General features: G+C 64.3%; 13 protein-coding genes. 9 read left to right on the forward strand and 4 right to left on the reverse strand.

From position 1 onward, the window contains the following. Positions 1–76 precede the first annotated feature (76 nt). Entirely contained in the window at positions 77–850 is a 774-nt protein-coding gene (locus MTX21_RS22640; RefSeq protein WP_280966889.1) for an SDR family oxidoreductase, read from the forward strand. Positions 851–863: 13 nt separating this feature from the next. Here the strand turns inward: MTX21_RS22640 and MTX21_RS22645 are convergent, their stop codons facing one another. Both MTX21_RS22645 and MTX21_RS22650 read right to left on the reverse strand, forming a co-directional pair. Further along, the gene (locus tag MTX21_RS22645; RefSeq protein ID WP_280966890.1) at positions 864–1748 is read right to left on the reverse strand and encodes a hypothetical protein; all 885 of its coding nucleotides are present in this window, start codon (positions 1746–1748) and stop codon (positions 864–866) included. 11 nt (positions 1749–1759) lie between these two features. After that, positions 1760–3118: an MBOAT family O-acyltransferase gene (locus MTX21_RS22650; protein ID WP_280966891.1), complete on the reverse strand. Its 1359-nt coding sequence runs from the start codon at positions 3116–3118 to the stop codon at positions 1760–1762. A 193-nt stretch (positions 3119–3311) separates the two neighbouring features. On the opposite strand from MTX21_RS22650, the gene glpK reads away from it, so the two are divergent. Together glpK and MTX21_RS22660 are read left to right on the forward strand one after the other, a co-directional pair. After that, positions 3312–4814, forward strand: a complete 1503-nt coding sequence (gene glpK, locus MTX21_RS22655) for a glycerol kinase GlpK (protein WP_280966892.1) — start codon at positions 3312–3314, stop codon at positions 4812–4814. 44 nt (positions 4815–4858) lie between these two features. Then, a complete protein-coding gene (locus MTX21_RS22660; RefSeq protein WP_280966893.1) occupies positions 4859–7306 on the forward strand; it encodes a penicillin acylase family protein in 2448 nt (815 codons plus the stop codon). A gap of 38 nt (positions 7307–7344) precedes the next feature. Here MTX21_RS22660 and MTX21_RS22665 read toward each other — a convergent pair whose 3' ends face one another. After that, entirely contained in the window at positions 7345–8325 is a 981-nt protein-coding gene (locus MTX21_RS22665; RefSeq protein WP_280966894.1) for a threonine/serine dehydratase, read from the reverse strand. Between the two features lie 27 nt (positions 8326–8352). Between MTX21_RS22665 and MTX21_RS22670 the strand changes: the two genes are divergently transcribed. Both MTX21_RS22670 and MTX21_RS22675 read left to right on the forward strand, forming a co-directional pair. Beyond that, on the forward strand, positions 8353–8655 hold the full coding sequence (locus MTX21_RS22670) for a helix-turn-helix domain-containing protein (RefSeq protein ID WP_280966895.1): 303 nt from the start codon (positions 8353–8355) through the stop codon (positions 8653–8655). A gap of 11 nt (positions 8656–8666) precedes the next feature. Beyond that, positions 8667–9299 (forward strand): glutathione S-transferase family protein, encoded by a 633-nt coding sequence (locus MTX21_RS22675; RefSeq protein WP_280966896.1) that lies wholly within the window; start codon positions 8667–8669, stop codon positions 9297–9299. Positions 9300–9323: 24 nt separating this feature from the next. Here MTX21_RS22675 and pobA read toward each other — a convergent pair whose 3' ends face one another. Next, positions 9324–10493 (reverse strand): 4-hydroxybenzoate 3-monooxygenase, encoded by a 1170-nt coding sequence (gene pobA, locus MTX21_RS22680; RefSeq protein ID WP_280966897.1) that lies wholly within the window; start codon positions 10491–10493, stop codon positions 9324–9326. Positions 10494–10750: 257 nt separating this feature from the next. Here pobA and MTX21_RS22685 point away from each other — a divergent pair, with 257 nt between their 5' ends. The 4 genes from MTX21_RS22685 to MTX21_RS22700 all read left to right on the forward strand — a co-directional run bounded on the left by MTX21_RS22685 (position 10751) and on the right by MTX21_RS22700 (position 15073). Then, positions 10751–11767 (forward strand): TRAP transporter substrate-binding protein, encoded by a 1017-nt coding sequence (locus tag MTX21_RS22685; RefSeq protein ID WP_280966898.1) that lies wholly within the window; start codon positions 10751–10753, stop codon positions 11765–11767. A 286-nt stretch (positions 11768–12053) separates the two neighbouring features. Next, complete coding sequence (locus MTX21_RS22690; protein ID WP_027549560.1) at positions 12054–12563, forward strand: TRAP transporter small permease; 510 nt, start codon at positions 12054–12056, stop codon at positions 12561–12563. Positions 12564–12565: 2 nt separating this feature from the next. Then, positions 12566–13885 (forward strand): TRAP transporter permease, encoded by a 1320-nt coding sequence (locus tag MTX21_RS22695; RefSeq protein ID WP_280966899.1) that lies wholly within the window; start codon positions 12566–12568, stop codon positions 13883–13885. Positions 13886–14113: 228 nt separating this feature from the next. After that, positions 14114–15073, forward strand: a complete 960-nt coding sequence (locus tag MTX21_RS22700; RefSeq protein ID WP_280964961.1) for an IS5 family transposase — start codon at positions 14114–14116, stop codon at positions 15071–15073. Positions 15074–15128 lie beyond the last annotated feature (55 nt).

The following is a 15128-nucleotide window of genomic DNA, read 5'->3' on the forward strand; positions in this document are numbered from 1 at the left end:
GCCTCTGCAATACTGGATCGCCCGGTCGAGCCGGGCGATGACGCCTGAACAAGCGGAATCAGCGAGGCCAACACCAATGAAAAACACCCCGTTCGATCTCACCGGCAAGGTTGCCGTCGTCACCGGCTCGAGCCGCGGCATCGGCCGCTCGTCTGCCGAACTGCTGGCGAAACTCGGCGCCAAGGTCGTGATCTCCTCGCGCAAGGCGGATGCCTGCAAGGAAGTGGCCGACAGCATCAACGCTGCCGGCGGCGATGCCATCGTCATCCCCTGCAACATCGCCCGCAAGAACGAGGTCGAGGCGCTGATCGCGGGCGCCACCAAGCATTTTGGCAAGATCGACATCCTCGTCTGCAACGCCGCGGTGAATCCGTATTACGGCCCGCTGCTCGACATCACCGATGAGGCCTTCGACAAGATCATGGGCTCGAACGTCAAGAGCAACATCTGGCTCTCGGCGCTCGCGATCCCGCAGATGGCGGAGCGCGGAGGCGGCTCGGTCGTCATCATTTCCTCGATCGGCGGCCTGCGCGGCTCCACGGTGATCGGCGCCTACGGCATCTCCAAGGCGGCCGACTTCGCACTATGCCGCTCGCTCGCCGGCGAATGGGGTCCCAAGGGCGTGCGTGTCAACTGCATCGCGCCGGGCCTTGTGAAAACCGATTTCGCCCGCGCCCTCTGGGAGGACGAAGCCCTCCTCAAGCGCCGCACCGCCACCACGCCACTCCGCCGCATCGGCGAACCCGACGAGATCGCCGGCGCGGTAGCCTACCTCGCCTCCGACGCATCGAGCTTCATGACCGGCCAGACTATCGTCATCGACGGCGGCGTAACCACGGCGGCGGTGTAATCGTCAGCGGCGATCACGATGGGCGTTCGCCGCGCTCGGCCAGGGCCTTTTCGATCGCGCGCACTACGAGAAGCGCAGATCGCTCGTCGAGATGAATTCCGTCGGCCCACCGCAAGTCGACGTGCGGCGGATCGATTGGCAGCCAGCGGTGGGAGTCCGGGAACGCACCGTGGACAATGTCCTTGGTGATCCGAGCGAAGCGCGATCCTTCGATTTCGGGTGAGTACGGAACCTCGATCAGCAAGGCCCGCGCTCCGCGCCGTTCGATGTCTGCGATGAGTTCCTTGATCAGAGCGACGTTGTCGCGGGTCGCCAGCGTCGGATCTTCAGCATTCATTTGTTCCAGCGCACGATCGGCATAAGCCGTGTTGTCGAACGTCGCGGGAGGCTGTCGCAACACCTGCTCAAGCTCTGCGTGAACCTGCGCGGGACTGGGCGACGCATGGCGCCAGCTCTCATAGGCGGCAATCACCGTTCGAATTGGGCGGAGAAACAAGGCGTCAGGACGAACACCGCCGGAGAATTTCTGGACCAACGCGTTATCGACACGACGCGACAACACGTTCGTCTCGATCAGCACAATCCGCGGCAGGCGGCGCTGCTTCGCAACGATCTCAAGGCCAGTCAGCGGAGAGCCGCCCGCCAGTCCAAGATTGCGCACGCGCGGATGCGCGAAATACTCTTCCTTCAGGCGCCACGTGACCGAGCTGCCCACCAGCACAACATCAGGCAGCGGCTCCTGGATATAGCGATTGAGTGTGATGAGGCTGCCATCGCGGGTCGTCACCGCGGGCTGTTGCAGGGCTGTGCCGATCCACGCCGTCGCAACCTGGCACGCGAGCAGCAAGGCCGCCGCGACCACCGCACATCTGGCCAGCCATGACAGTGCCGCCGACAATCGCCTCATGTTCAGAACTGAAAGTAGATGAACGCCGCGTCAGGCCCCGCCTCAAGATAAGCGAGCGCCCCGAGCGCGCCGTAGAGATAGGGCTCCCATCGTCGCCATTTGCCGTCGACAAGGCCACTGATGCCGAGATGCTGGATGATCACTGGAAGGCTGTAGAGCAGCGCGAGATTGTAGAACAGCTTTGTCGGATTTGGATTGGTCGTCGGCACGAACATCCCCTGCAGATAGGCAAGCGCATGATCGAAGTTCGGCAGCTTGAAGAAAATCCACAACATAGTCACGCACAGGAACACGATGCCCATGCGCAGGATCCGGATCGTCGGTCCGGCCTCGTCAAGCAGCTTGAGGAACGGGCGCTCGATGACAAGAAAGGCCCCGTGCAGCATACCCCACAGCGCGTAGCTCAGGCTCGCGCCATGCCAGAGTCCGCCGAGCGTCATCACGATCATCAGGTTCAAACAGGTTCTCGCTGGACCGCCCCGGTTGCCGCCGAGCGGGATGTAGAGGTAGGTCCTGAGCCAGTTTGACAGCGAGATGTGCCAGCGCGTCCAGAACTCGGAGAACGATGTCGAAATGTAGGGCAGGTTGAAGTTGACCGGCAGGCGATAGCCGAACAACAGCCCAAGGCCGAGCGCGATCGCCGAATAGCCGAAGAAGTCGGCGTAGATCTGGTAGCTGTAGAGGAACACCAGGAGCCAGCGATCCTGCGTGCGCAGCGTCTCGTAAAGCGGGAAGTCCATATAGGACGTCATCTCGTTGAGATTGTTGGCGACGTACAGCTTGAAGAAGTAGCCGGCCAGGATCCATTTGGCCGCCTCCACAAAGGCGACGTCGGCGATCCGTTTGGGCACGATCTGCGGCATGAACTGGCCGGCGCGTGTGATCGGGCCCGAGACAAGCTGCGGAAAGAAGATGATGTAGAGAAAGACGTTCTTCAGCGGCGGCCGCTGCTTCTCCCGCGTCAGGTCGACCAGAAGGCTGATGTTGTGGAACACAAAGAACGAGATGCCGATCGGCAGCGGCAACCGCAGCATGAAATCGAGCGGCGCAACGCCGGTCGGATGGAGTGCGGCAGCCTCGATAAACAGGAACTTGTATTTAAAGAACGCGAGCAGCGCGAGGTTGAATACGATGCCTGCGGGCATCCAAACCGCGCGATCGTCGAACGCCAGTACCAGGAAGGCATAGGTCCCCAGCACCGCGACGAGCAGCAGTGGCAACAGATCCGGCTGGCCAAAGCCGTAGAAGAACACGCTGGCTAGTACCAGGATCTGAACCTGCACGTTTCGGAACAGCGGCAAGTAATAGGCGCCGAAGACAACAGCGACGTAGGCGCCGAACTCTGGAGATGTGAACGTCATGCAGCCCCGTTTTTGCCGCTGGCATGTAGCATTTGCGTCGATACGGTCCTAGTGCCCTGACCCGGCTCGCCTTTGCCGTCCCGAGTTTTCGCCATGGCGGCTGCAGATGATATTGACCTTCCTTGTTCAATCCCTTTTCTTGGACGGGAACACAATAACCTTCCCGATCAGGGAAAACGCCAAGGTAGCTTCCATGTCTTTCGTCCTCGCCATCGACCAGGGCACCACCTCCTCGCGCGCGATCGTGTTTCGCAGCGATATTTCCATCGCGGCGACGGCGCAGCAGGAGTTTCCGCAGCATTTTCCGGCCTCGGGCTGGGTCGAGCACGAGCCGGAGGACATCTGGACCTCGACCGTGGCGGTCTGCCGCGACGCGATCGGGAAGGCAGGGATCACCGCAAAGGACATCGCCGCGATCGGTATCACCAATCAGCGCGAGACCACGGTGGTGTGGGACCGTGCTACGGGACAAGCCGTGCACCGCGCCATCGTCTGGCAGGACCGCCGCACCGCCGACATCTGCGCGAAACTGAAGCACGACGGCCATGAGCCGGTGATCTCACAAAAGACCGGCCTGATCATCGATCCCTATTTCTCGGGAACGAAGGTTGCCTGGATCCTCGACCACGTCCCGGGCGCCCGTGCCCGCGCCGCGCGCGGCGAGCTGATGTTCGGCACCATCGATTGCTATCTGCTCTGGCGCCTCACCGGCGGCAAGGTCCATGCGACCGATGCCACCAACGCCTCGCGCACGCTGCTGTTCAACATCCATACCGGCCAGTGGGACGACGAGCTCCTGGAGATCATCGGCGTGCCGCGCTCGATGCTGCCCGAGGTGAAGGACTCCTCCGCCCGCTTCGGCGAGAGCACGCCCGACCTGTTCGGCGGCGCGATCGCGATTGCCGGCATCGCCGGCGACCAGCAGGCCGCGACCATCGGGCAGGCCTGCTTCCGCCCGGGCATGATGAAGTCGACCTACGGCACCGGCTGCTTCGCGCTGCTCAACACCGGCACCACGCCGGTCGTCTCCAGGAATAAGCTACTCACCACCATCGCCTATCAACTCGAGGGAAAACGCACCTACGCGCTCGAAGGCTCGATCTTCGTCGCAGGCAGCGCGGTGCAGTGGCTGCGCGACGGCCTTGGCATCATCAAGCACGCCGCCGAGACCGGACCGCTCGCCGATCAATCCGATTCGATGCAGAGCGTCTATCTCGTGCCGGCCTTCGTCGGCATGGGCGCGCCCTACTGGAATCCGCGCGTGCGCGGCGCGCTGTTCGGGCTCACCCGCAACACCGGCCCGGCCGAACTCGCCCATGCCGCGCTGGAGAGCGTCTGCTACCAGACCTTCGACCTCTGGGCCGCGATGCGCGCCGACTGGCCGAGCTCGGAGACGGCCAGCGTCGTGCTGCGCGTCGACGGCGGCATGACCGCGTCCGACTGGACCATGCAACGCCTCGCCGATCTCCTCGACGCTCCCGTCGACCGCCCCGTGATCCAGGAGACGACGGCACTCGGCGCCGCCTATCTCGCCGGCCTCAATGCCGGCGTCTATCCCGAGCCGACCAAGTTCGCCGACAACTGGCGCCTCGAGCATCGCTTCAAGCCCAACATGAGCCAGGCGACGCGGGAGCGGAAGCTCGCCGGCTGGGCGCGCGCGGTGAAGGGCGTGCTGGCGAGCGACGAGGGGGAATGACGGGCGCGCCGCGGGCGCCCAATAACGACAACGGAGGAACGATAATGAACGCGGATTTCAACCGGGTCGTCTCGAGGCTTTGTGGCGTGGCGATCTGCGCCGCACTGCTGACTTCAACCGCCATAGCGCGCGAGAAGGAAAACCCGCTCGAAAGCGCGCGCCAGGTCAAGACTGATGTCGCCGGCCTCAAGGCGCCCGCCCAGATCCTGGTCGATGTCTGGGGCATCCCGCACATCTATGCCGGCAACGAGCACGACGTGTTCTTCCTGCAGGGCTTCAACGCGGCGCGTGACCGGCTCTGGCAGATCGATCTCTGGCGCAAGCGTGGGCTCGGCCTGCTCGCCAAGGACTTTGGCCCGGCCTATGCCGAGCAGGACAAGGCGTTGCGGCTGTTCCTTTATCGCGGCGACATGAATGCGGAGTGGGCGGCTTACGGGCCCAAGGCGAAAACCTATGCCGAGGCGTTCGTCGCCGGCATCAATGCCTATGTGGCCGAGGTCCGCGCGGGCAAGCGTCCACTGCCTATCGAGTTCAGAATCGCCGGCACCATGCCCGATCCCTGGGCCGCGGAGGATGTTGTTCGCGTTCGCAGCCATGGGCTGACGCGCAACGTCGCCTCCGAGGTCAAGCGCTCGCTGGTCGCCTGCGCGGCCGGCCTCGACGCAGATCGGTTTCGCGTGAAGCTGGAGCCGGCCTGGACAACGAAGGTCCCGGACGGCCTCGATCCCTGTAGTGTACCGAAGGCCGTGCTCGCGGCCTATGATCTCGCCATACGCCCAGTGGCCTTTGCGCAGCCGAAAGACCGCCACGCCGCGCTCGCGCACGATCCCGACAAGTTCCTCACCGAGGCCGATCAGCAGCGCGACACCATCGGCTCCAACAACTGGGTGATCGCGCCGTCGCGCAGCGCGACGGGTCGTCCGATCCTCGCCAATGATCCGCATCGCGAGCACAGCGTGCCCTCGCTGCGCTACATCGTCGGGCTCAACGCACCCGGCCTGTCCGTGATCGGCGCCGGCGAGCCGGCACTGCCCGGCATCTCGATCGGCCACAACGGCACCATCGCCTTCGGATTGACGATCTTCAACGTCGATCAGGAAGACCTCTACGTCTACGAGCTCAATCCGCAAAACTCCAACCAGTACCGCTATGGCAACGGCTGGGAGGACATGCGCGTCGTCCACGAGAAAGAGCAGGTCAAGGGCGAGGCCGATCGCGACCTCGAGCTGAAATTTACCCGGCACGGTCCCGTCATCCTCGTGGATGAGGCGAACAAGCGCGCGTTCGCCGTGCGCTCGATCTGGTTCGAGCCGGGCACCTCGGCCTATTTCGGCTCGTCGGATTACATGACGGCAAAGGACTGGAACGGATTCCTCGCGGCCATGCGGCGCTGGGGCGCGCCGTCGGAGAACCAGGTCTATGCCGATACGCGCGGCAATATCGGCTGGGTCGCTGCCGGCAAGACGCCGCGCCGCGGCAACTATGACGGATTGATGCCGGTGCCGGGCGACGGCCGCTACGAATGGCAGGGTTTTCTGTCGCTCGACGACCTGCCGAAGGCCTATCAGCCGAAGCAGGGTTTTCTCGCCACCGCGAACCAGATGAACCTGCCGCCCGATTATCCCGTCAGCGAACGCAAGGTCGGCTTCGAATGGGCCGACAGCGCGCGCTGGCAGCGCATTGTCGAGGTGCTCCAGGCCAACAGCAAGGTAACGCTCGCAGACGCCATGGATTTGCAGAACGACGACACCGCGATGCTGGGGAGACGGCTGGTCAAACTGCTGCAGCCCCTGTCCTCCGATGATGTCAACGTGAAGAAGGGCCTCGAACTGCTCAAGCCGTGGGACGCGCGAGACGCCGCCGACAGCGCTGCGGCCGCGGTGTTCGAAGTCTGGATCGCCAACCATCTCGGACCGGTGCTGCTGAAGACCACAGCGCCCAAGGCGGCCGATATGATCGCGCCCGAGGCGTCCAGCATTTCGGCGATCGTCGCCTACCTCGAATCTCCGGATGCCGCGCTCGGCTCCGATCCCGCTGCGACGCGCGACCAGATCCTGCGCGACAGCCTGGGCGCAGCGATCGCCGACGTCGCAAGCAAACTCGGCCCTGATTCATCCACCTGGCGCTGGGGCCGGCTGCACGTCGCAAAGTTCGACCACGCGCTGATACCACTTGCCGACAAAGCCACGGCAACGCAGTTGTCGGTCGGCCCGCTCGCGTTCGGTGGCGCCGCCAATGTACCGCGCGCGGCCACCTATCGCCGCGCAGACTACCGGCTCATCTCCGGCGCCTCGTTCCGCATGGTGCTCGACGTCGGCAATTGGGATGCGAGCCGCACCATCAACACGCCGGGCCAGTCGGGCGATCCCTTCAGCGGCCATTATCGTGACCTCGCGCCGCTCTGGGCGACGGGGCAATATGTGCCTCTGCTCTACAGCCGCGCCGCAGTCGAAGCCGCGACCGCCGAGGCGATCACGCTGACGCCGCGGTAGGAAGAGGGGACGATGCGCATGATCCTCCCCGACGCAAATCAGCTCTCGAAGTTTACCGCCGTGGTGTTGGCGCCACAGATCAGCACCGCGACCCGCTCCTTCGGCGCGGGACGATAGCGGCCGGAGAGCAGCGCCGCAAACGCGGTCGCGCCGCCGGGCTCGGTCACCATGCGCAGGCTCGACCACAGTGAGGCCTGCGCCCGCCGGATCGCGTCGTCGCCGACCAGCACGACCCGCTCGACGTGAGCGCGTGCGATCGGAAACATCAATTGCCCGACGCGCCGCGGTGCAAGGCTGTCGGCGGCGATGCCGCCGGCAGGCGCATCAACCGGCGCTCCGGCCTCGAAAGCAGCATTCAAGGTCGGCGATTGCTCCGGCTCGATCGCGATGATGCGGGTGTTGCCGACGTACCATGCCGCGATGCCGCCGATCAGGCCGCCACCGCCGACGGCCACGAGCAACGTGTCGATCTCGGGCGCATCCTGTTCCAGCTCCAATCCGACGCTGCCCTGACCGAGCAGGGTCTCCGTCTGGTCGTAGGCGTGGACCGCCATAGCACCGGTGCGCTCGACATGGGCCTCGCTCGCGGCAAGTGCATCGGCATAGCGGCTGCCCGCGATCACGAGCGCCGCGCCATAGCTCCTGATCCGCTCCACCTTTGCCGGCGACGTGATCTCCGGCACGAAAATCGTGGCGGGGATGCCGAGCCGCTGCGCCGCATAGGCGACCGCCGCGCCGTGATTGCCGCCGGACGCCGCGACGACGCCGGCCTTAGGCACCTGCCGCAGCAACAGGTTCGCAAAGGCGCCGCGCGCCTTGAACGATCCGGAATGCTGCAACATCTCAAGCTTGAAGATGACGGGATGATCCGACAAGCCAAAATCGGCGAGACTGGCCTTCAGGAGCGGCGTGCGCCGGATATGCGGGCGGATGATGGCCTCGGTCGCCGCAATCCGCTCGCGCGTGATGTCCGTGGTCGCTGTCATGATGTCCCTGATAGCGCGTCGGAGGGTTGACATCAATTAGATAATTAGCAAAATGGCTAAATGAACATTGCGCTTGTCCTGCGGGCCTTGGCCAATGAACGCCGCCTGCAGATCCTGGATTGGCTTCGCGAGCCGCGAAAGCATTTCCGCGAGCAGGTCGACGGCGACTTGGTCAAGGACGGTGTCTGCGGTCTCCTGATCGCGGAGAAGCTTGGCGTCAGCGCGCCGACGGTGAGCGAGCACATGCGGGTGCTGACCGCCGCAAAGCTCGTGCGCGCCAAGCGCATCAAGCAGTGGACGATGTATCGGCGTAACGAGGCGGCGATCGCGGCGATGAAGCGCGCTATCGAGGAAAACGTCTAGAGGTGCAAACCATGTTCCTGATCGGCCAATATGATTCCCCCTTCGTCCGTCGCGTCGCGATTGCGCTGCGGCTCTACGGTCTCGCGTTCGACCACAAACCGTGGTCGACCTTCGGCGATGCCGATAGAATCGCGCCGTACAATCCCCTGCGCCGCGTGCCGACGCTGGTGCTCGACGACGGCGAGGCGCTGATCGAGAGCACGATCATCCTCGACTATCTCGACGATCTCGTCGGAAGCGAGAAGGCGATGCTGCCGCGCGCGGGCGCGGAGCGCCGGCGGCACCTGCGCATCTGCGCGCTGGCCACGGGCCTCGGCGACAAGGCGGTCAGCCTGCTCTACGAGCGCGTGCTGCGCAAGGATCAGCAGCTTGCGCTGTGGGTCGAGCGCTGCACCACGCAGATCGCCGACGTTCTCGGCGTGTTAGAGGCCGAGCGCGCAAAGGTGACGACGCCCTATTGGCTTGGCAATCGCATCGGCCACGCCGACGTCGCGGTGGCCTGCGTCGTCCGCTTCACCCGCGAAGCCCACCCGTCACTGTTCGATGCGTCGCGCTATCCGGCGCTTGCCGCGCATGCCGACGCTTGCGAGGCGCTGGCGCCGTTCAAGGAGATCGTGCAGCCGCTCGCCCCGCCGAAGGGGTGAGCGGAAGCTGATCCCCGCGCCTCGTCAGAACGGCAATCCCACATAATTCTCCGACAGCGACGTCATCGCGGCCTTCGAGTGCGTGACGTAGTCGAGCTCGGCGAGCTGGATACGCGCGCCGATCGAGCCGGTGTCGGGGAATTTGTGCAGCATCGAGGTCATCCACCAGGAGAAGCGCACGGCCTTCCAGACCCGCGCCAGCGCCGTGGTCGAATAGGCATCGATCCCGGCGCTTGATTTCTCGTCGTAGAATTCGCGCAAGGCGGTCGCGAGGTAATGCGCATCGCTGGCCGCAAGGTTGAGCCCCTTGGCGCCGGTCGGCGGCACGATGTGGGCGGCATCGCCGCACAAAAACATCGTCCCGAAGCGCATCGGCTCGGCGACGAAAGAGCGCAGCGGCGCGATGCTCTTCTCGATCGAGGGGCCTGTGACGAGGCTGTCGGCCGCCTCCCGGTCGAGCCGCCGCTTGAGCTCGTCCCAGAAGCGGTCGTCAGGCCACTGGTCGATGTGGTCGTCGAGCGCGCATTGCACGTAGTAGCGGCTGCGTTTGGTCGAACGCATGGTGCAGAGCGCGAAGCCGCGGGCGTGGTTGGAATAGATCAGCTCATGGCTGACCGGCGGCGTGTCCGAGAGGATGCCGAGCCAGCCGAACGGATAGACGCGCTCGAACTCCTCGATCGCCGAGGACGGGACAGTGGCGCGGCTGATGCCGTGAAAGCCGTCGCAGCCGGCGATGAAGTCGCAGGTGATCTCGTGGGTGGTGCCGTCCTTGACGTAAGTTACGCGCGGGTGACTGCCGTCGAAATCATGCGGCCGGACATCCTTGGCCTCGTAAACCGTGGTGAGGCCCGCCGCTTGCCGCGCATTCATGAGGTCGAGCGTGACCTCGGTCTGGCCGTAGATCATGACCGTCTTGCCGGTCGCGCCCTTCATGTCGATGCGATGGCGGCGCCCGGAAAAAGCAAGCTCGATGCCCTCATGCACCAGCCCTTCGGCATGGGCGCGTCCGCCGGCCCCGACCTCGTCGAGCAGCGCGACGGTGCCTTCCTCGAGGAGCCCGGCACGGATGCGCCCCAGCACGTAGTCGGCGCTCTGCCGTTCCACGATGACGTTGTCGACGCCATAAAGGTGCAGAAGTTGCCCGAGCAACAATCCCGCCGGCCCTGCCCCGATGATTGCGACCTTTGTCCGCAATACTTGCTCCTCCCGATCCTGTAGGGTGCGTCGCGGCTCGCTTGTCGCGCTGGCCCGCGCACGATAATTATATCACATAACGGTTGGGCAAAAGGGAGTGCGCGTCGCCGCAGCGCGACAAATCCATGCAACAGGGCTGACGTAACACAGGCAATGCGTCGCCGGTTCCGGCTTGAACAAGCCTGCGAATTAGATAACATGTTAACTAACGAGCCCGGGCCGGTGAAGCTGCGGGTCAAGAGAGGGAGAGAGGACCGATGAGGAAAGCCTGTCTGGCACTGCTGCTGGCAGCAAGCGTGACGCCTGCGTTTGCGCAGGAAAAGACCTTCGATCTGAAGATCTCGCACTGGGTGCCGGCCTCGCACCCGCTGCAGAAATCACTGGAGGACTGGGCGGCCGCGGTGGAGAAGGATTCCGGCGGGACCGTCAAGGGCAAGGTCTTCCCGGCGCAACAGCTCGGCAAGGCCTTCGACCATTACGACATGGCCCGCGACGGCATCGCCGACGTCACCTATGTCAATCCGGGCTACCAGCCCGGCCGCTTCCCGATCATCGGTGCCGGCGAGGTGCCGTTCCTGATCTCGGACGCCAAGGGCGGCTCGATGGGGCTCGACGCGTGGTACCGCAAATATGCCGAGAAGGAGATGAAGGACGTCAAATACTGTCTCGCCTTCGTCCACTCACCCTCCTCCTTCCACTCCCGCACCAAGAAGATCGTCATGCCGGAAGACGTGAAGGGCCTGAAGATCCGCCCGGCGCACGCCACCATGGCGAATTTCGTCACCTCGCTCGGCGGCACCAATGTGCAGTCGTCCGCGCCCGAAGTGCGCGACATCATAGAGCGCGGCGTCGCCGACGGCGTCACCTTCCCCTGGGGCTCGCTGGTGCTGTTCGGCATCGACAAGGTCACGAAGTACGACATGCAGGCGCCGCTCTACGTCACGACCTTCGTCTTCGTGATGAACAAGGACAAGTACAACGCGATGTCCGACAAGCAGAAGGCGGCGATCGACAAGAACTGTACGACCGAAATGGCCGGCGTGGTCGGCGAGCACTGGGGCAAGTTCGAGGACGCCGGCATCGACAAGATCAAGGCGGAAGAAGGCCACGAGGTCTACAAGCTTAACCCGGAGCAGACCGCCGCCTGGAAGAAGGCCGCCGAGCCGCTGGTCAAGACCTGGGGCGACGGCGTGAAGAAGACCGGCGTCGATCCGGATGCGGCACTCGCGGACCTGAAGGCGTCGCTGAAGAAGTACAACGCGCTGGCGGAGTAGCGTGACGACAGGCAGGCGGCGGCGGGAAGCATCTCGCCGCCGTTGTTCTGCAGATGCGGAAGTCGGGAGCGCACGGCGCTTCCTCCCCCTCTCCCCGCTTGCGGGGAGAGGGCTGGGGTGAGGGGGAGTCTCCGCGAGGGCGGTGACAGTCCGACTCGCGGAGAGTCCCCCTCACCCGGAAACCGCGCTTTCGCGCGAATTCCGGCCTCTGCCCGCACGCGGGGAGAGGCGAACTGCGCGGCGAGACCTGGATCCAGAGAATGACATCACGCAACAGGACCATCCCATGAAGCGCGCCTGGATGGATCGCTTTATCGACACGATCGAATGGATCGCGGCCGGCTTCGTCGGCATCGTCGCGCTCGACATCTTCCTGTCTGTGCTGCTGCGCAACACGCTGAACTATTCGATCCCCGATTCCTTCGACATCGGCCGCATGCTGCTCGGCATCCTGATCTTCTGGGGCATCGCCGCGACCTCCTATCGCGGCACCCACATCACCGTCGACTTGGTCTGGGCCAATGTCACGCCGCGCTATCAGCGCTGGATCGACGTGTTCGCGACCCTGGTGCTGCTGTTCGTCGTCACCGTGCAGACCTGGACGCTGTTCGACAAGGTGCGCGGCACCTATAACGACAATGTGCAGACGTTCGACCTGCACATGCCGACCTGGCCGTTCTTCGCGATCGCCTGGATCGGCGACATTTCCGCCGTGCTGCTGATCGCGATCCGCACCTACCGGCTGATCTTCCACCCCGAAGAAATGCACGACCCCAAGCTGAAGGCGACGGAGTAACCATGAGCACCGATGCCGTCGCCGTAATCGGCTTCGTTTCCTTATTTCTCCTGATGCTGCTGCGCGTGCCCGTCGGCATGGCCATGGGCCTCGTCGGCGTGTCCGGCTTCTCCTATCTCGTCGGCGGCACCCCGGCGCTGAAGCTGGTCGGCCAGACCTCGATGCGCACGGTGACCGACTACACCTTCGGCGTGATCCCGATGTTCCTGCTGATGGGCTCCTTCGTCAGCAATTCCGGCATGAGCCGCGAGCTGTTCCGCGCCGCCAACGGGTTTGTCGGGCATTTGCGCGGCGGCCTCGGCATTGCGACGGTGGGCGCTTGCGGCGGCTTTGCGGCGATCTGCGGCTCGTCGGTCGCAACCGCCGCGACCTTCTCGGCCGTCGCCTATCCGGAGATGCGCCGCTTCGGCTATCCGCAATCCTTCGCCACCGGCGTGATCGCCGCCGGCGGCACGCTCGGCGCGATGCTGCCGCCCTCCACCGTGCTCGCGGTCTACGGCATCATCACCGAGCACGACATCGGAAAGCTGTTCATCGCCGGCATCATCCCGGGCCTGCTCGCGATGACCATGTACATGATCACGATCGGCCTGATCGGATACTTCCGGCCCGACTTCCTGCCCAAGGGCAAGGTGCTGCCGTGGCGCGAACGCTTTGCCGGCCTGAAGGACATCTGGGCGCCGGTGCTGCTGTTCGTCTTCGTCATCGGCGGTCTCTACGGTCTGCCTTTCCTGCCACGCTTCACCCCGACCGAAGCCGGCGGCGTCGGCGCCACCGGGGCCTTCATCATCGGCGTACTGACCGGACGGCTCGATCGCGAAAAGATCCTGGCCTCGCTGCTTCAGGCCACGCGCACCGCGGCCGCGGTGTTCACCGTGCTGATCGGCGCACTGATTTTCGGCTATTTCCTCACGGTGACGCAAACGCCGCAAAAGGTCACGGAGTTCCTGACCGGCCTCGGCCTCGGCTCCTACGGCGTGCTGGCGCTGATCATGGTGATGTATCTCGTGCTCGGCTGCCTGATGGACGCCATGGCGATGATCATCCTCACTGTGCCGATCATCTTCCCCGTGGTCACGCATCTCGGCTTCGATCCGATCTGGTTCGGTGTCATCATCGTCATGACCGTCGAGCTCGGCCTGATCCACCCGCCGGTCGGCATGAACGTCTTCGTCATCAAAAGCGTGGTGAAGGATGTTTCGTTCTCCACCATCTTCAAGGGCGTCATTCCCTTCGTCGCGACCGACCTCGTACGGCTGGTGATCCTGATCGCCTTCCCGCTGCTCGCGACCTGGCTGCCGACGCGCATGATGGCGCATTGATGATGGATCGCTCGCAAGCGAGGAGCTGCTTTCCCTTCTCCCCTTGTGGGAGAAGGTGGCGCGAAGCGCCGGATGAGGGGTTGCATCCGCGAACACCATTGCACAGGATTCATTCGCGGACAGAGACCCCTCATCCGGCGCGCTGCGCGCGCCACCTTCTCCCACAAGGGGCCTGTTGCGTAATCCCACGACTGTGATTCTGTAGGGCAGAGCCCTGGAGGACTGACGATGGCGGTGAAGCAGACGGGGCAGCCGAGTTTTATTGAGGCGTGGCTGCCGAAGGGAGCCGGTGCCAATGCGGCGCTGGATCGGTTGTCGAGCTTGGTCAAATGGTACCGGTTCGAGAAGCTGATGGCGCATTTGCGGGATGAAGGAAGCCCTGGCCGCCCGGGCTATCCGGTGCTGGTGCTGTTTCGCGCGCTGCTGTTGCAGTCGCTCTATGGTCTTTCGGAGCGCGAGCTCGAGGAGGCGCTGGGGGACCGCTTGTCGTTCAAGCGCTTCGTGGGTCTCAGTCTCGAAGATGCGACGCCTGATCACACGGTCCTGAACCGCTTCCGGAACCAGCTTGTTGAGCAAGGGCTGCTGGACAAGCTGTTTGGTGAGCTCGATCGTCAGCTTGAGAATGCTGGTGTCATCCTGAAGCGCGGCACGATGCTGGATGCGACATTGATCCAGGCGGTGTCAGCGCCTCCGACGCAAGAACAGCCGTCGAAGGATCCCGATGCCCGGTTTGCCAAGCGGCAAGGCAAAAGCGGCTCGACCTTCGGTTACAAGGCTCACATGGGTGTCGATGAGGGCTCCGGCCTGATCCGGTCGGTGCTGACCACGCCCGCCAATATCAACGACACGACGCCTGCGGACGATCTGATCCGCGGCGACGAAGCCGTGGTGTGGGCCGATGCCGCCTATGACACCCATGCCAGGCGGGCCCGGCTGAAAGCTGAAGGCAAAAAGCCCCGCATCGCACGTCGTCCCAACAGGCATCACCCGGAGCTGCCGCCGAGGCTCAAACGCTACAACCTTCTCATCGCCCGACGACGGGCAACGGTGGAGACCACCTTCGCCACCCTCAAACGCCGCATGCGACTGACCTGCATCCGTTATGTCGGTCTTGCCAAAGCAAGCGGGCAAGTCCTGCTCGCCTCCATCGCGTTCAACATGAGGAAATGGGCTGCGATCACAGCCTGAGCCGCCCGCCGAGGGCACCAGCCGACCCCTTCGTCGGCCCGCTACCCCGGCAACC

The organism is Bradyrhizobium sp. ISRA430 (genome assembly GCF_029909975.1).
Classification (GTDB): Bacteria; Pseudomonadota; Alphaproteobacteria; order Rhizobiales; family Xanthobacteraceae; genus Bradyrhizobium.